The 18,576-nt window shown below is 54.2% G+C and carries 16 protein-coding genes, 1 tRNA gene and 1 pseudogene; 10 read left to right on the top strand and 8 right to left on the bottom strand.

Going from position 1 to position 18,576, the window contains the following annotated elements; genetic code table 11:
• Nucleotides 1–62: 62 nt before the first annotated feature.
• Entirely contained in the window at nt 63–971 is a 909-nt protein-coding gene (locus ETW24_RS17800) for an ArdC family protein (protein WP_129372276.1), read from the bottom strand.
• A gap of 131 nt (nt 972–1,102) precedes the next feature.
• Here ETW24_RS17800 and ETW24_RS17795 point away from each other — a divergent pair, with 131 nt between their 5' ends.
• Together ETW24_RS17795 and ETW24_RS17790 are read left to right on the top strand one after the other, a co-directional pair.
• A complete protein-coding gene (locus ETW24_RS17795; RefSeq protein ID WP_205877294.1) occupies nt 1,103–2,920 on the top strand; it encodes an AAA family ATPase in 1,818 nt (605 codons plus the stop codon).
• Between the two features lie 3 nt (nt 2,921–2,923).
• Nucleotides 2,924–3,775 carry an HNH endonuclease gene (locus tag ETW24_RS17790; protein WP_129372274.1) on the top strand — a complete coding sequence of 284 codons (852 nt, stop codon included), beginning with the start codon at nt 2,924–2,926 and terminating at the stop codon, nt 3,773–3,775.
• Between the two features lie 26 nt (nt 3,776–3,801).
• On the opposite strand, the gene ETW24_RS17785 is transcribed toward ETW24_RS17790, so the two are convergent.
• The 6 genes from ETW24_RS17785 to ETW24_RS17760 all read right to left on the bottom strand — a co-directional run bounded on the left by ETW24_RS17785 (nt 3,802) and on the right by ETW24_RS17760 (nt 12,875).
• A complete protein-coding gene (locus ETW24_RS17785) occupies nt 3,802–5,802 on the bottom strand; it encodes an ATP-binding protein (RefSeq protein ID WP_129372273.1) in 2,001 nt (666 codons plus the stop codon).
• A 15-nt stretch (nt 5,803–5,817) separates the two neighbouring features.
• Nucleotides 5,818–8,139 (bottom strand): EcoAI/FtnUII family type I restriction enzme subunit R, encoded by a 2,322-nt coding sequence (gene hsdR / locus ETW24_RS17780; protein ID WP_129372272.1) that lies wholly within the window; start codon nt 8,137–8,139, stop codon nt 5,818–5,820.
• A gap of 17 nt (nt 8,140–8,156) precedes the next feature.
• Nucleotides 8,157–9,305, bottom strand: coding sequence for a restriction endonuclease subunit S (locus tag ETW24_RS17775; protein WP_129372271.1), 1,149 nt, complete (start codon nt 9,303–9,305; stop codon nt 8,157–8,159).
• Nucleotides 9,302–10,750, bottom strand: a complete 1,449-nt coding sequence (locus ETW24_RS17770; RefSeq protein ID WP_129372270.1) for a class I SAM-dependent DNA methyltransferase — start codon at nt 10,748–10,750, stop codon at nt 9,302–9,304. Before ETW24_RS17770 ends, ETW24_RS17775 begins: the two co-directional genes overlap by 4 nt.
• 635 nt (nt 10,751–11,385) lie before the next feature.
• A complete protein-coding gene (locus ETW24_RS17765; protein ID WP_129372269.1) occupies nt 11,386–11,742 on the bottom strand; it encodes an ankyrin repeat domain-containing protein in 357 nt (118 codons plus the stop codon).
• 2 nt (nt 11,743–11,744) lie between these two features.
• Nucleotides 11,745–12,875: a hypothetical protein gene (locus ETW24_RS17760; RefSeq protein ID WP_129372268.1), complete on the bottom strand. Its 1,131-nt coding sequence runs from the start codon at nt 12,873–12,875 to the stop codon at nt 11,745–11,747.
• Nucleotides 12,876–13,152: 277 nt separating this feature from the next.
• Here ETW24_RS17760 and ETW24_RS17755 point away from each other — a divergent pair, with 277 nt between their 5' ends.
• From ETW24_RS17755 to ETW24_RS17725, 7 genes and pseudogenes are all read left to right on the top strand, one after another.
• Complete coding sequence (locus ETW24_RS17755) at nt 13,153–13,455, top strand: hypothetical protein (protein WP_129372267.1); 303 nt, start codon at nt 13,153–13,155, stop codon at nt 13,453–13,455.
• Between the two features lie 62 nt (nt 13,456–13,517).
• Nucleotides 13,518–13,733 (top strand): hypothetical protein, encoded by a 216-nt coding sequence (locus ETW24_RS17750; protein ID WP_129372266.1) that lies wholly within the window; start codon nt 13,518–13,520, stop codon nt 13,731–13,733.
• A 133-nt stretch (nt 13,734–13,866) separates the two neighbouring features.
• Nucleotides 13,867–15,498, top strand: coding sequence for a type IV secretory system conjugative DNA transfer family protein (locus ETW24_RS17745; protein WP_129372265.1), 1,632 nt, complete (start codon nt 13,867–13,869; stop codon nt 15,496–15,498).
• Nucleotides 15,499–15,523: 25 nt separating this feature from the next.
• A complete protein-coding gene (locus ETW24_RS17740; RefSeq protein ID WP_129372264.1) occupies nt 15,524–15,826 on the top strand; it encodes a hypothetical protein in 303 nt (100 codons plus the stop codon).
• Nucleotides 15,816–16,151 carry a hypothetical protein gene (locus ETW24_RS17735; RefSeq protein WP_129372263.1) on the top strand — a complete coding sequence of 112 codons (336 nt, stop codon included), beginning with the start codon at nt 15,816–15,818 and terminating at the stop codon, nt 16,149–16,151. The genes ETW24_RS17740 and ETW24_RS17735 overlap by 11 nt, the downstream gene beginning before the upstream one ends.
• A 2-nt stretch (nt 16,152–16,153) precedes the next feature.
• Nucleotides 16,154–16,684: a hypothetical protein gene (locus ETW24_RS17730; RefSeq protein WP_129372262.1), complete on the top strand. Its 531-nt coding sequence runs from the start codon at nt 16,154–16,156 to the stop codon at nt 16,682–16,684.
• Between the two features lie 32 nt (nt 16,685–16,716).
• A pseudogene (locus tag ETW24_RS17725) lies at nt 16,717–17,709 on the top strand (recombinase family protein); the annotation flags it as partial.
• A gap of 547 nt (nt 17,710–18,256) precedes the next feature.
• Here ETW24_RS17725 and ETW24_RS17720 read toward each other — a convergent pair.
• Nucleotides 18,257–18,331, bottom strand: a tRNA-Thr gene (locus tag ETW24_RS17720).
• Between the two features lie 85 nt (nt 18,332–18,416).
• Between ETW24_RS17720 and ETW24_RS24335 the strand changes: the two genes are divergently transcribed.
• Nucleotides 18,417–18,572, top strand: a complete 156-nt coding sequence (locus ETW24_RS24335; RefSeq protein ID WP_164982766.1) for a hypothetical protein — start codon at nt 18,417–18,419, stop codon at nt 18,570–18,572.
• Nucleotides 18,573–18,576: the final 4 nt, after the last annotated feature.

Here is an 18,576-nt window from a genome sequence, read left to right as displayed (position 1 = left end):
AGAAGTTAATGATGCGCCTGCCGTTCGGCAGGCGCGAAATTTTTTGGCTGTCAAGTCGCCGCTTAGGCGGCGACCCCTTCGTTCTCTTCTTCCTCGGTCAGCGGTTGCAGACCGTGCAGGAAATCTGCGGCGCGTTGCGCGTGCGCAGCAGCGCTGAAGATCGCTCTCTTGTCTTCCTTCAAGACCTTGAGCCAGCTTTGAATGTAGGCGGCGTGGTCTGTGCCAGGCTCAGGCGTCAGTTCCAGATCAGCGCAAAGGAACGCCGCGCCAAGCTCGGCGACCAGCTCTTCGCGGGCGTAGCCTTCATCGCCCCATTGCTTCCGCCCGAACTCGCGGTCAAGGCGACTCTTATGCTTTGTCCAGTGGGTCAACTCATGGGCAAGTGTGGCGTAGTAGCTTTCGGGGTTTCGGAACGTCTCGAAGTACGGCATCTGCACATGATCGCTGCCGCCCGCATAGTGAGCGCTGTTCCCGCCGTGGCGAATGTCTGCGCCAGTGCTGGCGAAAAAGTCTTCCGCGTGGCTGATCCGCAAGGCGGGGTCAATCACGGGCTCGGGCTTGGAATAGTAGTGCTCGGGCAAGCCTTCGATCTGCTCGACGTTGAAGACGCTATAGCCCTTCATGAAAGGAATTTTCCGCTCTTCCTCTGATCCGTCGTCCTGCTCCTCGGTCTTGGTAATGGTGTTGGCATAGACAACCAGATTGCCGCGCTCGCCCTTCTTGACATGTGCGCCAAGCTCCTTGGCCTGTTTAAAGGTCATCCAGAAAGGCGAGAGATAGCCCGCTTCAACGGCGGCTCCCCATAGCATAAGGATATTGATTCCGTTGTAGGGCACGCCATTGTGCCGCAAGGGTTTGGTGATTTTGCCTTCGAGGTTTCCGCTGTTCCAAGGCTTGAGCCATGACAACTCGCCTTGTTCCAGATCAGCAATAATCTTATCGGTTACTTTTTGATAAATGTCTTGTCTCATTGGCTTTTTCCTTCCTTCAAAGCTCGGTTGCGCATGCAACCGGACTAGGCCCGCGCCAATGAGCGGGGGGACGGCCGTCCAGACCGAAAGCCATGGAGTGGTGCGGGCGCAGCCGAAGGTGAGCCACGGCCATGGCTTTTGCGCGCAGCCGAAGCGAAGGGCTTGGTCTTGACGGAGGACGGGCCTGCAAGGCCCCAAACAAGAAAGAGAAGTGTCAGCCGTTCACGGCTGGCCTAAGATCACGCAAGGGATGGAAGCCGAATGGCCGAGACCGCCAAAGGTGGGCTCGGTTTACGACAGCCCGACCCGAAGGGTGTGCAAAAGACTGCTTTGTTCTTGGCCATGCCTATTCGGCCTGCTACAATTTTTTCATGGATTTTCAAGTCATTCCCTATCGTGGACGATTGCCCGAAGACGAGTACGACAAGGTATTTCTTCTGACCGATGGTTGGGATGATTGGTTCAAATACAGCACCATGTATGTTGTCTTCTACTTTGATGATGCGGGCGAAAAACACCGAATTGGAGAAGTTAAAATTGGAGAGTTCAATATGGCGGACGACCAGCGCCGCCCAAATATTCCCAATGAGTTCACCGAGCTTGATGATGTGTTTTTTTCATTGGGTCAGGATGATGACTACTATCAAAATCTAAATGATCTTGGTGAGCAGTTTAGAGACGCTTACCTAACATCGATGCGCGATGTTGCTAGAGATGCTGAACTTTTTGAGCGCGCGTTAGAAGAAGATGTAACGGGCGTTTCGCTTTTGCGTTCCGTGTCGGATAGCTCTGTCAGAATCCAATATCGAAGGATGGCACAAGGCGGCGCGCGGTTGACGGAGTATGCGTTTTCTTACACGCCGCCTCCCTGGGGGCGCGGGAACATACCGCCGACATTCACGTTCGAAGTTCATCCAGAGTCTTATCCGCCAACAAACGTTCACGTCCTCATCGGACGAAACAATGTGGGTAAGACCTATACCGTGGAGCAATTAACGAACGCTCTAGTGCGTCCAGATGAAGGAAGTTTCGGTGATTTTTCCTGGCAAGATATCGACGAGTTTGGACTCGATGAGTCGGAGAATTTCACAAACATCATAGCGGTTACCTTTAGCGCGTTTGATCCGTTTGAGCCGCTTCCCAATCGCGAAAACAGGCTTTCAAGTGTACGATATCAATATATCGGCCTTAAGCATATTGGTAAGGCAGAAGATGGAAAAGCAAAGCCACCAAAGTCCACAGATGACTTGGCGGCAGACTTCGGACGATCCGTCCAGTTGATTGTGACGCAGACTGCCAAGCGTGACCGATGGCGACGTGCACTTTCCTTGCTAGAGTCCGACCCAATTTTCAAGCAAGCAGAGATTTGGCAACTCATCGAACTATACGACGAGCTTATTGAAGAACTTGAGAAGCGCGAGGCTTTTAACAAATTGAGAGAAGAGGCTCGCAAGCTCTATTCGAAGCTTAGTTCCGGGCATAAAATTGTGGTGCTGACCATCACGCGCCTTGTTGAGACGTTGGAAGAACGCTCCCTGGTATTGATTGACGAGCCTGAAGCCCATCTTCATCCGCCCCTTCTTTCGGCCTTTACTCGGTCTCTTTCCGATCTTCTTATAAATAGAAATGGCGTGGCGATCATCGCGACGCACTCTCCTGTGATTTTGCAGGAAGTGCCAAAAACTTGCGTTTGGAGAATCTGGCGTAGTGGTCGTGAAAAGCGTATCGAGCGTCCTGTTGCAGAGACTTTCGGCGAAAATGTGGGAACACTCACACAAGCTATATTCCGTTTGGAAGTGACCAATTCCGGCTTTCACAAGATGTTGAGTGATGCCGTCGATGAAGGCCTGTCTTATGATGGCGTGCTTGAAAAGTTCAATGGCCAATTGGGCGATGAAGCGAGAGGTATCGTTCGGTCTCTGGTTGCAGCTAGAGAGCTAGAGGACTGAGCCATGTGGACGATACGGAAGCCAGAACTCAACGCACGAGATACGTTCGACATCTGCATTGAAGGAATTAGTGTTGCCGCGACTAAGCTACGCTTGGAAGGCATACGTGATTTAGTCGAAAACGCGGAACAAGCCTTTGATCAGCGAGCCACCGTCACTGAGCTCCATCTTATCGGTGAAGAGAACGAAATAGCTGGTGCGAACGGGAGCGTATCTGCGAAGGAGATGGAGCAGCTCTATGACCGACACATGGCGCGCCAGAAGAGCCGTGGACGTGATACCTATGATAAGATTATGATGGCCGCTGAGCATGGTCAGTGTCCGTTCTGCGGCCACTTACCCGTCTCAACTTTAGACCACTCTCTTCCCAAAGCTCGACATCCAGCATTAGCTGTGACCCCGTTCAACTTGATTCCTTGCTGTAAGGACTGCAATCACAACAAAGGAACTTTAGGGCCGAACTCGCTAGAAACTCAGTTTCTTCACGCTTATTACGATGACGTGACACAGGATCGCTGGCTTTATGCTGAGATTGTCGAAGGGGGGCCTCCAGGCGCGACCTTCTTTGTTGAAGCGCCAGCTCATTGGAGCGCGGAAACTGCCACTAGGGTTCAAAGGCAGTTTACCACTCTAAAATTGGGGAGGCTTTATGCTTCCCAAGCAGGTCGGCAGCTTCAGAACATTAAACGATCCCTGAGAAAGATATACGACGCGGCTGGCTCGGATGCAGTACGCGAAGACCTGGAAAACCGAAGTGAGAGTTGCGCGGATGTAAGCGTAAACTCTTGGGAAGGCGCTTTATATGAAGCCGCATCGCAAAGTGACTGGTATTGCGATGAAGGGTTCGGTGAATAGCTACTTCATTCAATATCAGTAAATTTTCAAATCCCAAGCTTATGGAAGAACACGCCGTTACGCATTTCAGCGTCACGCAATACTTTGTCCCAGCTCAAGACTTCCATATAGAGATTAATGTTCCCGAACCATTTGAACCATCCACCGCCGTCTGGCATGGGCGTAAAGTCCTTTTCCGTCTCCAGCCATTCTTTCACCTTCTCGGAAATCTCGCACATCACATAGCCATAAAAAGGCGTGTTATCTGCGACTAGAATCGGTCTCCCTTTGGGAGTCTTGAACTTGCCCTTCTTGACGTTGTTCACGTATCGAATGATTTGTTGTACTGGGTCTTCCTTCGAAGACGGGTTTACGAAGTCATCTCGCCCCGGCTTCTTGAACTCGAACACTGTGATCGGGTTGCTCGCCTCGTTGTCTCCTCTAAACAGCACTGGCTTGTCAAAAACCAATATGTCTGGTCGACTTGTCGAGCCACCGTCTAACGGCTTATCCGAACAAACAAAATTTGTGAAATTAAGTCGTTCGTCAATGATCCAGAGGTTATGATCTTCAAACGCGGTTGCCACCGAGTCTCCCTTTCGAGGAAAGATGATATCGTGGACAGTGCTTTCAGACGGGTATCTTTGATCTTCGGTAAGCTCAAAACTTTTACCAAAAAGTGTAAGGACGTGTTTCCGTAGAGCAATGTAATGAACGAGATCATTTCGGCTAGTCTTTGATATCTGATCCATAATCTTTGGGAGGCCATCCTTGAGGCCCGCCGCATCTGTTTCGTCGAGCATCCGGCTAACTTGCTCCCGTATTGAAACCTCTTGGGAAAATTTCTCCTTCTGAAAAACCGCCTCAATTTGCTCCGGGGTTGGGTTATAGGGCATGGATGAGAAGTCGATGTCTTCTGCAATTGTACGGTGCCATGGCGCAGATTCCTCCACGTACGTTCTTACTTGCGCGCGCTTCTTCTCTTGGCGTGCCGTGATTGTATCGCCCAACGCATCTCGCGCAATGTGAGCTGCGGACTGCTCGATTTCAGCTTGTGAAATGGAATGAAGAAGATCGTCACTTTTTGGAAACTCAAAACCTCCACGTTCAAGTGAGACGTTGGCGTCAAGATACGAACCAAAAACATACGCTTTAACAATGTAGTTTCGGTCTCGATCCTCGCCCTCTGACGACCGCTCTTCGAAAAATTCATCAATAAACTCAGGCACGTAACTGTGAATGGCCGTGTCTGTAACTTCACGGCGGTCTGCAACCAGGCTTATCTTGCTCTTCTGATTTCTCGGCGAATAGAATTTGAAGAGTCGAACCTGAAAATTCTGAGCTTTACCGTCAGATCCGAGTGAAATGTCGGCATTAGGAAGTGGAATTTCCCTTATCATGGCAGAAAGTTGATTTCTTACAAAGTCGTTCAGAACGATGCGCCCGGTACCATCTTCTTCTGAAATTCTGACTTCAGGGCATTTATAATCAGCATCAATGAAGTATGGTAAAAGCCTCTCGACGAGTGCACGGGCAATGGTCTTTATCTTCTTGTCAGGGAAAGTACGTTTTGCCTTCAACATTGTCACTCGCGACCCGATTTCGTCGCTCGGACAATCCTCAAGCGTTTCATTCACGATGATGTCTGTTTGTTTTCCCATCTTAAAGGTACGCTTTTTCCGCCCCTCTTCAATTTCGAAGACGCTTTCAATAAGCAAGTCGTCGAAATACTTTAGGCAAATGAACCTTCCGAACCCCTTCCCGCCTTGGGCGATCTTGTGGTCTGAGTAAAGTGTGTCGAATGAATCCCTGTTCTCGTCATCAAAGCCGATACCATTGTCGATCACGATGAAGCTCTCAACTGTTGGCTGACCACCGTCAAGTTCGGTCTGATCAGAGCGTTTTACGAGAATATCGATACGACCGAACTCTGAAGAACCTGCTTCGATAGCTTGAATTGCATTAACGACCGTTTCAACAAGGGGGGTGTAGACATTGGTGCCAGATCGAATGTTTTCGACGGCGCGGCGGACATTAATATTGCTCATGCGCTACCCTCCCATTCAATCTTTATACAGTGTTGCTTGCATAGCGCGGAAAGCATCCCTGACTGCTGCCAATCCTCCGAGCTTTTCCTTGCCTTCGCTGACGCTGCCATATCGCGCCGTTAGGAATGTTCCGAGCTTCTTCGTCGCAAGCTCGGCTTCGCCGCGCATTTCGTATGCACTGAGAATGGCAAGCAAGAGGTCTCTCATCTCGCCATCGGCATCCGTTATTCCGTCAGATCGAACGTGATCGGCTCGCTCGTGCCGTGTTCTCGGCGGGTTGGTGAACATGATGTAGCTGAGCACGTCAAAGAGGTCGCTATCGGCTGCGTCCACCAACCGCCGTATATCGTTGAGCCGGTCTGCGTCATAGCCACGATCCGAAAGCTGATCGAGGAAGCGCTCGCGATTGTCTGGGTCGCTCCAGACAGCTCGAAGCTGATCTTCGTCTGCAACAATTCCCTTTAAGTCGCCGAACAGGCGTTCAAGAAATTCCTGAGCCGATATCGGCTTACCCTCAGGGCTCCAGTATGTCGTGGATGCGATGTATTTGATCCTGCGTACGCTGCCGTCTGAAAGCTTCACGACGATTTTTTCCTGTGGAGGCTCAGGGCCTTCACCACCTCCTGGCGGTTCTTCCGGGCCTGGCTCCGGTCCGGTAGGTGGCGTGCGCGGCCCCTTGGGTTCTTCGGGTTCCAGTGGTTCGCCGTCCCATTCGGGATCGTTGAAGTTTTCGTGCGCCTTTACAAAGTCCCAGATCGTGAAGAAGTCTTTGCCTTCATAGGTGCGCGTCCCGCGTCCGATGATTTGCTTGAATTCGATCATGGAGCGGATAGGTCGCATCAACACGATATGCCGAATGTTGCGCGCGTCCACGCCAGTCGAGAGCTTCTGAGAAGTCGTCAAGACCGTCGGGATCGTCTTGTCGTTATCCTGAAAGTCTCGAAGGTGCTGCTCACCGACTGCGCCGTCATCGGCGGTCACGCGGTGGCAATAGTTCGGATTGGTGCTGTCCTTCACCTGATTGATCAGGTCGCGCACGAGCGCCGCGTGTTCTTGCGTGGCACAAAAAACCAGTGTCTTCTGGCGTTGGTCGAGCTGCCCCATGAATTCCTGGACGCGGCTCAGCTCGCGCTCTTCGATGATGATGCGTGTATTGAAATCGCCTTCCGTGAAGGCTTCGCCAGCCTCGATATCACCCGCGACCAGCTCGTCGCTGCCGTCATAAACATACTCGTCGATGGTGCTCGCCATCTGGCGCACTTTGAACGGTGTCAGGAAGCCGTCCTCGATGCCGTCCCGCAGCGCGTAGGTGTAAACGGGCTCGCCGAAATATGCATACGTGTCGGCGTTGTGCTTACGCTTGGGCGTGGCCGTAAGGCCAAGCTGGGCAGCGGGCTCGAAATACTCTAGCAAGCGCCGCCATTCGCTTTCGTCTTTTGCGCCACCTCGGTGGCATTCATCGATCACGATGAAGTCAAAGAAGTCGGGTGGATACTGCGTGTAAACGGGTTCGCCTTCGCCCGTCATGAAGGTCTGGAAGATCGTGAAGAACAGGCTGGCATTCTTCGGCGGCTTGCCACGGTTCTTGCGGATCGTATCAGGATCGATCCGAGTGACCGCATCGTTCGGGAAAGCCGAAAAGGCGTTGTAGGCTTGATCCGCGAGGATGTTGCGGTCGGCGAGGAACAAGATGCGTGGGCGTCGCGTAGGTTCGCCCGAGAGGTTCCACTTGGCTTGGAACAGCTTCCACGCGATCTGAAAGGCGATGGAAGTTTTGCCCGTGCCGGTGGCGAGAGTCAGGAGAATGCGGCGGTCGTCCTTGGCCAAGGCCTCAAGCGCAGCGTTGACGGCCTTGTGCTGGTAGTAGCGCAGTTCCCACTTGCCGCCGTCTGTCTCGAAATCCACGGCACCGAAGCGCTCGCGCCAGTCGTTATGATCCGCGAATGTACGATCCCATAGCTCCTCGGGCGATGGGAAGGGCAATGCCATATCGCCCTCGGCCCTGCTGCCCATGTCGATCTGATACCAGTTCAGGCCGTTGGAGGCATAGGCATAGCGCGAGCCAAGTCGGGTCGCGTAGTCTTTGGCCTGACCGACCCCGTTGCGATGGCTGACGCCTGCGCGCTTGGCTTCCAGAACGGCGAGCTTCTGGCCTTTATGGATCAGGACATAGTCGGCAGACAGTCCCTTGCCACGCGTGCCGCCAGACTGGATGCGCCCAGGACAGATGACTTCACGCCGAACCTTTGAGCCGTTCTTGCCCCAGCCCGCCGCCGCAAGGACGGGGTCTATGCGCTCGGCGCGGGTGTCGGCTTCGGTTTCGTCGTGAATGCTCATCTTCTCTACTCGTTACGTCATGTTAATTCGCCTGCGAAGGCTTTCTGTAAAAGGGATTGGCGAAGATCGTCGAGGTCTCGCAACGCCGCCTCGAAATTTCTTGCCAGCCTTTGCGTCTCTTCTGACATCGCCTGAGCCCTGCTGACAATTTCCGTTCTCATATCGTCATCAGGGAAAGGAATCGGGATACGGTTCAACTGTTTTTGGTTCAACTTTGGTTGCGCCATACCGCTAACGTATGGCTCTAGTGATATCGAATTCAGGTACAGTCGAACAAATTCTTGAGTGTCAGGGTCGTCAAATCTCAACACATGCGCATGATTGTTAACCCAGGATTTGCCGCTAATCGAAAAGGCAATCGGGTAAGTGCGCGCAAGAAGGTTCGCGCCGTCTTCTGAAATTAACAGAAGGTCCTCATCAAACAGATAGTCGGCAACGTGATCTACGACGCCCGATGCGCCATAGTACGGGATGTCGCCCGCGACGCGTTTTGACTTGGTGATCGGAACGCGCACGCGGTCCAAGTTCTCGGAAATCTGGTCGAGTGTCTTCTCTTGCCAAGCCCCTTCACCAAACACATTCGCAAGGTAGCTCTCGAACAACTCCCGCGCGTTTTGGAGGTTGGCTTCGGCGTGGGCGCGGGCGCGGGCCAGACCCTCGAAGGCCTCGTCCAGAACCGCAACAATGCGCTGCTGTTCTTCGAGCGGTGGGAGGGGAACTGGAATGCCTTTGGCGCGAGAAATAGTAAGAGTACCAACCGTTGCGCCGTCGCTTTTCTTAACGGTGTCGAGCAAGCCATCCCACTGAAAAGCATACTGATAGAACCGTGAGTCCACGTCCACTTTGGGGTGAAAGCGCAATACGCTCGCATCTTTGAAGTAAAATCTGTCGTCTGGCTGCACAACATAACAAGCCCCAAGGGTGCCAACGGCCGAAACCATTAAATCGCCTGAACTCGGGACACCATGCTTGTCTTTCAGCTCCGCGAAATGGTCCTCAGAAATGAAAAGGTCGTTTTCGACCGATCCCTCCTTGGCGAGTTTTACGATTTCACGGGCGCGGTAAAAGGGAACTCCTTCCCGCTGCCATTGTTTCTGCAAGACCCGTTTGCTCGAACCGATCTCGAAGATTCCTCCGAGTGTCTCGTCTTTCCAGCCAGCTTTCACAGCATACCCCGAATTTCTTCAAGGATTTGCGCCGTTTCAGCATCCCGCGCCAGCATGTCGGCAATAATCTCTTCGGGGCTGCGCAGCGCCTCGGCTTCCGGCGCGTTCGGGTTTTTGACCGACAGATCGTAGCTGTCCTCGTCAAGATCGACGCGTTTCACAATCCAGCTTTGCGGCCCGTTCGGGCGGGTGCGTTGTAGCTCGATGAACTCCGCCAGATCATCATCGTTCAGCGGGTTGGTTTTGCCAAGGCTCCGCCCCGGATCGAGCTGGTAGTACCAGATATCCCGCGTCGGCGCGCCTTTCTCGAAGAACAGCACCACGGTCTTGACGCCCGCGCCCTGAAAGGTGCCTTGCGGGCAATCGAGGATGGAGTGCAGCTCCGCCGCCTCCAGCAGTTCCTTGCGCAGCGCGACGGAGGCGTTGTCGGTGTTGCTAAGGAAGGTGTTCTTGATCACCACGGCGGCACGCCCGCCTGCCTTCAGCTTGCGGATGAAGTGTTGCAGGAACAGGTAGGCTGTCTCGCCCGTGCGGATCGGGAAGTTTTGCTGCACCTCGCGCCGCTCGCCGCCGCCGAAGGGCGGATTGGCAAGGATGACGTCGTGGCGGTCCTTCTCCTGAATATCCATCACGTTCTCATTGAGCGTGTTGGAGTGGATCAGGTTCGGGGCCTCGATGCCGTGCAGGACCATGTTCATGATCCCGATGATGTAGGCGAGGCCCTTCTTCTCTTGGCCGTAGAAGGTCTTGGTTTGCAGGGTCTCGTATTCGGATGCGGAGAGCTTGTCGGTGCGGAGGTAGTCATAGGCTTCGCAGAGGAAGCCAGCCGAGCCAACCGCGCCATCATAGATCGTCTCGCCGACCTTGGGGGCCGTGACCTTGATCATGGCACGGATGAGCGGGCGCGGCGTATAGTATTCGCCCCCGTTTCGCCCCGCGTTGCCCATCCGGCGGATACGGGTTTCATAGAGCTGTGACAGCTCGTGCCGCTCGGCCTGGGTGTTGAAAGAAAGGCCGTCCACGGCTTCGAGCACGTCGCGCAAGATATAGCCTGAGCGGAACTTGTTCCGCAGCTCGGTGAAGACTTCGCCGATCTTGTATTGGATCGTCTGCGGGCTTGTTGCGGATTGGCGGAAAGAGGCGAGATACGGGAATAGTTCCTGATCGACAAACTTGATCAGGTCGTCGCCGATGCGGGCAGCGTTGTGGTCAAACTCGCCGTCCTTTTTTGGTGCGGCCCATTTGTCCCAACGAAACTCGCCATCAATGATCGGGGTGTAATCATCGCCATCAAGTTCGGCTCGATCAGCTCGCTCGGTTTCAAGGTCGTGCAGGTATTTCAGGAACAGTACCCAAGAGGTCTGTTCTACGTAATCCAATTCGTTGGCGATGCCTTCTTCCGCGCGAAGGTCTCGTTCGATCTTGTTAAATGCGTTTTCGTACAATGTGCTCTCTGCCCTGACGAGTTGTGGTTTTGGATCACCTTAGCAGGCACATCTTGTGCGTGCATCCCCAAAGAGCCCTAGGGGGCAGTTATCCACATTGGAAGAGCGTGCGAGAATGGCGGGTATGGTTCATTTGATCGGGTTCAGCGCCGATGCGGTGACGGCATCCAATCTGCGGAAGGTTGGTCAGGGTTCCAATGGGGCGCGAAGGCTCCGTGGTCGATGGGATGGTTCCAAGGCAAGGGCAGCTATGAAATGCTTCCTTCCTGGTCTCCATGAAATGGTCATGGGGGTATTGGGGGTAGCAAGAACGCTCCCCCGATTGGTGATGCAACGGCCAAAGGTTGCGAGTGGTTTCAAGGGGCGCGATAGCCCTTTGATCGATGGGTGCAGGGAGAGCGAAGTCTCCTGCGACTGATTGAACGGGGATACGTTCTACTGGCTCTTGAACGGGCTCAATGCCCTGGAAGAGCCACAGGCCGGGGGGATGCAACGGGGGCGCGCAGCGGGACCCCTTGCCAAGCAGCGTGGTAGTACCACGCACAGCTTGCGTTTGGCGCTATTCTAGCCGCCTTCACGTGGAGTAAATGGTAGTACCACATAGTGATCGCGGACTTGCAGGCTTGCATTCTGGCTCATTGCTCATCGGGGATGGGTAGATTTGCTGTCGGGTACATTGCGTTGTGAAGGTATGCCATAGACTGACGATCTTGTCTCGAAGCAGCGTGGTCGAACGGCGTTCGGAGCTGTGCATCTTGAAGCCAGGATGATCCTGCATCTTTCTCCATCGCCAACTTGAGAAACCCAACACTGCCACGCATTGCCGCCACGTGAATCGGCGTCAAAGCGGTGGTTGGTTGACTGGTTCGAAGAGACTGTCCATCCTCTAAGGCCATTCGCAACTCATAGAGGTCATCATCCCTCGCTGCCTTAAAGATGTCAGGCGGCTCTTCCTTGAGCGTCCTATCGTTGTTGGCGGGCGCGGTCTTCATTTTCAGTGATACCCCGCACTGAACTTCTCGGCGATGGCCTCAAGGTAAGGATTGCTCCTCACAAGATCAGCGGTGAGTCTGCGTGATGCTCCGAAAAAGGATGATCCGTCGAAGCGCTGCACCTTCTTCAGCTCTACCTTGTTTGAAACCTCCGGTGGAAATTCAGTCGTATCGATGGTCATGCTGTAAGCCGTGACACTTCCATTCTCGTCCTTGGTTACATCAATGCGCCCATCGGCAATTATTCTCGAATAAGGAAAGAGCTCGTCACCATAGTCATGCACATCTTCATTAGTGAGAACAAAACGCGCATTGACCAGATCACGTCCTTGAAGGGCTCCTGAATATTCATTTGCCGTGACAATCGAATAACCGCGCAAAACAATTGGAAATCGACCTTTCTCCAGTGAAACAAAAAATTCGTCATGGAAGGTGTTTGCCGCTTTGCGTACGGCTGCAACGTCTGAAAAGACAATCGTCAGCGGCGCAATGCCGCCATAGAAACCGCCGCACATGATCAGACAAGTTGGAAACGGAACGCCGAATCCGGCTGTCAAAGAATGGATCAGCGTGTGTGGCGGTGTTCCATCAAGGATTTGAGCAACGGGCTCGCTCAGATAACCTGAGGCAAAGATATCTCTGAGCGCCTGTCGGTGGAAATTCGTACGCTCCTTGTTGTAGCGCACCTCAAATCCATTGAAGCCGCCTTCGATCATTACTTGCTGTGCGAAGCGGTTGATAAAGGCGAATTTGGCATCGCCAATGTGATGTGAAGACTTGCTTCCGAACCACTTCTTTAGGTCATCCAGCGTGAGCCGCGAGTCTCGTTCGTTCGCAGCTCGTCCTTTGAAGCCGTCAGACTTCGCACGATCACGAAGCTCTGTGTCTTCGGGGGCCATGATCAGATCGCGAAGCTTCTGGTTCCCGATCCCATTGACGTCTTTGTACTCCATAAGCGCCCGTCGATAGTATTCTTTAAGGCTGGTAGGGAAATATCCCAGCGTCCTGTCAGCTTGAATAAGGCCTGGCGGGCTGACTGGCAGCGAAACCCGATCACCTCTAGAGGCCTCATCACCCTTATTTTTATGGTTGAAACTCAGGGGAACAATCTTCCCCTCATCAGTTTTTTTCATTGGTCTAGATTGACTTCAGTTGAAACAGCGGCGCGCCACAAGCGGTCGCAAACGGAGAAAGGAGAAATCGATGAACGTAAAGATGAAACATGGCAGCTGAGCCCGATATGACGATCTGGCAGCTATCCTAGAACAAGTGGTGCGCTTCACAAGGCTCACCTGGAGGTCGCACTCAAGCAGCAAGCCCACAGAACCGACCAATCAACGCTGAAGCGATGCGCTTCAGCGATCACCCAAGCTCGGCTTTCTGCTGGGCGCAACAAGGAAAGGAAAAGTTATGAGTTCAAAAGAAGCCCAAACCAAAAAACAGGACTACGAGCGGCTTGCCGGGTTGCTTTCGGCAAGCCTGACGCTCGTGATCATGGCGAATGCTATCGATGGGTATTTCGACAATGTCTATGAATACTTCTCTCGCCGATTGCCAAGCGAATTAGCTTCTCTGTCCACCTTCGGTAGCTACGGCCTCTTCGCAGGCATCGCCTACTACTTCTTCAAAATCGTACTGACGGCGATCCTGCTTGGATCAGTTGTCAGCGCGGCGCGGAATGGCGGCTCGCCGCTGAGCGTCCTCGGCTTCTGAGCAATCCAGCACGGAAGCTTCAAAGGCCCTTATCGGGCATCACACAAACTAAGGAGAAACACATGCGAAACAAAGAGTTCAAAAAAAGTAAGTTCTGGGGAATTGGAAAACAAGCGACGGTCGGACTCGGTTGCTTCTTAATTCTCACAGCCGGAATTGGCCTGTGGAATGAAGGGGTGGCGGTCCTCGGTGTCGCGCTGAAAATCGGTGGAGTCGGTGCAGTTCTAACTGCCATCGGTGCTCGAATCCCTCCGAAAGACCAGTACACCCAGCGGTGAAAAGGTCTGGTTCGAGACTGTTCTCGAACCAGACCCGACAGCCGAGACTTTAACAGCCTCTAACGGTCTGGCGCTCTTCAGCCGTCCAAGCGCCAAGCGCCAGACCATCACCCCAGATGTAAGGAACAATGACATGACGATCCATACCAATTCGCCTTACGGCGAAGCCCGTTTCGCACGCCTTGATGAAGTCCGTCAGAAGGGCCTTTTCCAACGCGGCGGCGTGGAATTCGGACTTATCGAAAACCGCCCGCTCTATCACTCGAACCGCGCGGGCATGAAGATCACAGGCGGTGCTGGTAGCGGAAAGACCTCTCAGCTCGCCCTGCCGATGATCCTTGGCTCGAATGCAAGTTTCGTGTTGCTCGATACCAAGAACGCGGAAATCACCCGTGTGATCGAGGCACATTGCGCACTTCAAGCCGTTCCGCTCTACGCCATCGATCCGTTTGGTGTGAGCGGCCTGCCGTGCCAGCGCGTCTCGCTATTGTCCTACCTCAAGGCAGATTCCAGCAGCCTTGTGCCTGACTCCCAGCGCTTCTGGAATGCACTTTTGCCGGATAGTGGCGGCGACAGCCGTTTCTTCGATCAAGCGGGGCGGCGTTTCGGCGATGCCATCACGCGGCACGACATCTACCTGAACGGCAGCACGTCTTTCCAGTCGATCTTTGATCTGATCTCGATGCTGCGCAGCGATTTTTCTGCCTGGAGTGCATGGGCCGATATGGCGCTTGAACACAGCCCCGCCGATGTTATCGCCACCTTCGGTGAGATGAAGGATATGTATGCGGGCTCGGCCAAGACTTTTGACGCCGTCATGGCGGGTATCAGCAACGCGCTCTCCTTCATGGCTAGCCCTGCGGCGCAAGAGACATTCGTTTCGAATGAACTTGCCGACTTTCCGCTGGAGGCGATGCTGCGCGGAGGCAAGACAATCGTTTCTCTGATCGTGCCGGAAGAACTGCTGGAGCCTTTGGCTCCCGTTGTACGCCAGTTCTTCTCCGCAATCCGTACAGTGAAACAACGAACGCCAAGTGCATCGCCGATCAATTTTCTGATCGATGAAGCTGCGCGGCTTGGTCGTTTTGGCGAACTGGCAGAACTGTTTTCCATCGGGCGCGGGCAAGGCATCACGCCGTATGTCTTCTATCAGGATGACGGGCAGATTGCCCGCAACCTGGGGCCGACCGGAAAAGCGACCATCGAAGCCAACGCTGCGATCATGATCGATCTTGGCGGTGGTATCCGCGACTACGAGACTGCCCGTAATCGCAGCCTTGCTCTTGGCTATCAGACAATTGAAGTGGCCGATCAGCTTGTACAGACCCGCGCCCAGAGCGAGGCGGCGGATATCTGGCGGAAAGTCCATCTGGAGGATGCCGATCCTGTTCAAGCGGGCCTTCGTCTGCAACAGCTCGACTATGAGGCGGCGCACCGAACGAAAATGCGTAAGGCACTGATGGAGCCGGAACAGCTTCTCGGTCTCGATCCCGCCAAGATGCTCGTGCAGGCGCGTGGATATCACTTGCGCCCCTTCATTGCGGACAAACGCCCGTACTTCATCCAGCGGCGCTTCGCAGGCCACTACCTGCCCAATCCAAACGAAGAGCGCGACCTTGTCCGCGTCACGATCCAGACGCGTTTCGGCAAGCGCCGCCGCGCTGTCATCGAACAGGACTGCCCGCCCGGGCTTTCACATCTGCCGCAATACGCGGGCGGGCATCGCTCTCTGCGCTTCGTCAAAGGCTTCAAGCCTGCCTCCTGAAACCCAATCAAAGAAAGGAAGACCCATGACCCAAGACCGAAAAGACGGCCCCATTGCCAAGCTACGTGAACATGCGCTGAGCGCGGAAGTCTGGGAAAACCGCCATGAAAGTGGCGCCTCCCACAATGTCACCTTCAGCCGCGCCTACCGCGATTCCGAGGGCAAATGGCAAAGCACTACCAGCTTCGGCGAGCGTGATCTTCTCCCGCTTCAGCATTTGGCCGGACGTGCTCACGACGCCATTCGCGAACGTAAGATCGAACTGCGCCAGGGTGTGCGGCCAAAGGAAAACCGCACCCGAAGCCGAGGCCGCGATCATGATCGGTGATCCCAAAGATGCTTTCGACCGGATGGCCTCGAATGAGGCGCGTGTCCGCCGAGAGGGTCTCCCCGATCCGTCCCGTGTGGCTGAAACGGGGATCAAGACGAAGGAAGCTCTCGAATGGATGGCGCTGGAGCAGCCCGACAAGCCTGAGCTGGTGAGGGATATCGACGACGAGAATCTGCGCCGCGAGGCGCAAGACAAGACCATCGAAGAACGGCGTGCGCAAGTCCGCAACATGCGCACGCGCTTCCGACAAACGGCTCGAAAAGGTCGTGAAGATTTTGAAACGGCTCGCAGCTTTCGCGGCCACGGACATGAAAGGGAATGAGAATGGAAATGAAGCTGATGACTGAGGAAATTTGCGGGATTGGCCCGAATGATGGTAAAATGAAAGTAGGACAAAGCGTCTCGAATGACGCTCTGCTTTCCGCCTCCGCTGTTCAGCATGAGGCACCTCAAGGGCATGACGGAAATGATGCACATCCGCGAGTAGCGGGTGCGGGAAAACGCACGCCTATGGTGGGAAAGGAGGGTGCGGCCATGAATGAACACGATGAAGGCCAGGATGTTCGCTTCACGCTAGACGCGGCAGCAAAGCCAAGTCTGGAGATCGATACGGCCAAATACCAAGCCTATCTTGATGATCCTTCTCTGACTAACGCGCAGAAAGAAGAGATCATGCAAGCTCTCTGGAGCATCATCGTCGCCTTCGTGGACCTCGGCTTTGGCGTCCATCCGGCGCAAGAAGTCTGTGGAAAACACCAGCAAGAACTTGATGTGCAAGGCAACAAGGATTCTAATGAATCCAAGCCTGTAAAAACTTTGAGCAAGAAATTCGAGCGTGCCAGCGATGATACGTGATCGCGGCCCGCCAGAGATTGAAAGGAGGCCCCATGGCCATTGCGAACAAGAAAGAGGAGACCCAGCTAAAGGCAGTGATTTACTGCCGGGTCTCTTCGCCCAAACAGAAACTGGAAGGGAGCGGGCTGGAAAGCCAGGAACATCGATGCCGCGAATATGCGGATATGAAGGGCTATGACGTAGAAGCTGTCTTCCCCGACGATGCGTCGGGCGGCGGTGACTTCATGAAACGTCCAGGCATGGTAGCACTTCTAAGCTACCTCGATGCCCAGCCTGACAAGAATTATGTGGTGATTTTTGACGATCTCAAGCGTTTTGCGCGCGAGACCGAAATGCACATTAAGCTGCGCCAGGCCTTAAAGGCGCGCGGCGCACTCGTGGAATGTCTGAATTTTAAGTTCGAAGATACGCCAGAGGGCAAATTCATTGAGACTATTATCGCGGCTCAAGGAGAACTTGAGCGCGAACAAAATCGCCGACAAGTCATGCAGAAGATGAAGGCGCGCGTTGAAAACGGCTTTTGGGTATTCCGCGCTCCGGTCGGCTACAAATACGTCTCGGCAAAAAGTGGTGGCGGCAAGGTGCTCGTCCCAGATGAACCGCTCGCCTCGACTGTCCGAGAAGCCCTAGAGGGCTTTGCGAATGGGCGCTTCGCCTCGCAAGCTGAAGTACAGCGCTTCTTCGAGCGATGCCCGCACTTCCCGAAAGACCTCCCTGACGGGCGGCTCCGTCCGATGACGGTCTCGCGACTGCTGAAGAAAGTCGTCTACGCCGGATACGTCGAAGCTCCTAAATGGGGTATTTCTGTCCGAAAGGGAGAGCATGAGGGATTGATCAGCTTCGAAACCTTTAAACGTGTCCAAGAGGCACTTGCTGGCCGAGCGCGGCCCGCTGCGCGAAAGGATTTCAACGAAGACTTCCCGCTGCGGGGCTTCGTGCATTGCGATGACTGTGGCAAACCAATGACCGCTTGTTGGTCGAAGGGGTGCCGCAAGCACTACCCTTACTATTTGTGCGACACGCGGGGCTGTCCGTCGAAACGGAAGTCGATTCCGCGTGCCAAGGTCGAAGACGGCTTTGCGGACATCCTCAAAACCATGCAGCCGACGAAGCAGCTCTTCACGCTTGCCCGTGTGATGTTCGAGGACGCTTGGAATGCTCGCCTCCAGTCCGTTACGGCATCCCAAGGGGAAATCAAGCGTCAGCTCAAAGCGGTTGAGAAGCAGATCGAGAGCCTTCTGGATCGCATCGTGGAGGCAACTAGCCCCAGCGTGATCAGCGCTTACGAGACACGCCTGACAAAGCTAGAGCGTGAGAAGTTCGTGCTGACCGAAAAAGAGGCATCTGCGTTGCCGCCCAAGGGACGGCTGGAGGAATTTATCGAACTATCGCTTCAATTCCTATCAAGCCCTTGGAATATCTATAAAAATGGCGACTACGCCACACGTCAAACGGTGCTCCGTTTGGCCTTCGCGGAGCCTCTTCGGTATAGTCGGAATCAAGGCTATCGAACTCCCGAAATTTCCTTTCCCTTCAAGGTGTTGGAGGGTATCTCAGGCGCAAAAAAGCAGATGGTGCTGCTGGAGAGAATTGAACTCTCGACCTCTCCCTTACCAAGGGAGTGCTCTACCTCTGAGCTACAGCAGCGCCGGTGAGGGGGCTTTTAGGCATAAACGCTGAGGGGCGCAAGAGCATTCTGGACGGTTTTTTCCCACTCAGTTACAGAAGTCTTATGGCGGAAAAGAAAACACCGAAAAACGACAGGTCAGCGGCATCGCGCGAAGACCGGCTGAAGGCAGCGCTCAAGGCAAACATGGCCCGGCGCAAGGCTCAGGCCAAGGCGCGGGCGGAAAAGCCGGACCAGGATACGGGCAAAAACGGAGAGTAAGGGC

The sequence above is a fragment of the Leisingera sp. NJS204 genome (assembly GCF_004123675.1).
GTDB lineage: Bacteria > Pseudomonadota > Alphaproteobacteria > Rhodobacterales > Rhodobacteraceae > Leisingera.
The sequence above is the reverse complement of the archived record's forward strand: the minus strand, read 5'-3'. Positions and strand labels throughout refer to the sequence as shown.

Bases quoted from the DNA above. Each gene is read 5' to 3' on its own strand.
- ETW24_RS17800 (WP_129372276.1), bottom strand. From the start codon at position 971: ATGAGACAAGACATTTATCAAAAAGTAACCGATAAGATTATTGCTGAT.
- ETW24_RS17795 (WP_205877294.1), top strand. From the start codon at position 1,103: ATGGCTTTTGCGCGCAGCCGAAGCGAAGGGCTTGGTCTTGACGGAGGA.
- ETW24_RS17790 (WP_129372274.1), top strand. From the start codon at position 2,924: ATGTGGACGATACGGAAGCCAGAACTCAACGCACGAGATACGTTCGAC.
- ETW24_RS17785 (WP_129372273.1), bottom strand. From the start codon at position 5,802: ATGAGCAATATTAATGTCCGCCGCGCCGTCGAAAACATTCGATCTGGC.
- hsdR (WP_129372272.1), bottom strand. From the start codon at position 8,139: ATGAGCATTCACGACGAAACCGAAGCCGACACCCGCGCCGAGCGCATA.
- ETW24_RS17765 (WP_129372269.1), bottom strand. From the start codon at position 11,742: ATGAAGACCGCGCCCGCCAACAACGATAGGACGCTCAAGGAAGAGCCG.
- ETW24_RS17760 (WP_129372268.1), bottom strand. From the start codon at position 12,875: ATGAAAAAAACTGATGAGGGGAAGATTGTTCCCCTGAGTTTCAACCAT.
- ETW24_RS17755 (WP_129372267.1), top strand. From the start codon at position 13,153: ATGAGTTCAAAAGAAGCCCAAACCAAAAAACAGGACTACGAGCGGCTT.
- ETW24_RS17750 (WP_129372266.1), top strand. From the start codon at position 13,518: ATGCGAAACAAAGAGTTCAAAAAAAGTAAGTTCTGGGGAATTGGAAAA.
- ETW24_RS17745 (WP_129372265.1), top strand. From the start codon at position 13,867: ATGACGATCCATACCAATTCGCCTTACGGCGAAGCCCGTTTCGCACGC.
- ETW24_RS17740 (WP_129372264.1), top strand. From the start codon at position 15,524: ATGACCCAAGACCGAAAAGACGGCCCCATTGCCAAGCTACGTGAACAT.
- ETW24_RS17735 (WP_129372263.1), top strand. From the start codon at position 15,816: ATGATCGGTGATCCCAAAGATGCTTTCGACCGGATGGCCTCGAATGAG.
- ETW24_RS17730 (WP_129372262.1), top strand. From the start codon at position 16,154: ATGGAAATGAAGCTGATGACTGAGGAAATTTGCGGGATTGGCCCGAAT.
- ETW24_RS24335 (WP_164982766.1), top strand. From the start codon at position 18,417: ATGGCGGAAAAGAAAACACCGAAAAACGACAGGTCAGCGGCATCGCGC.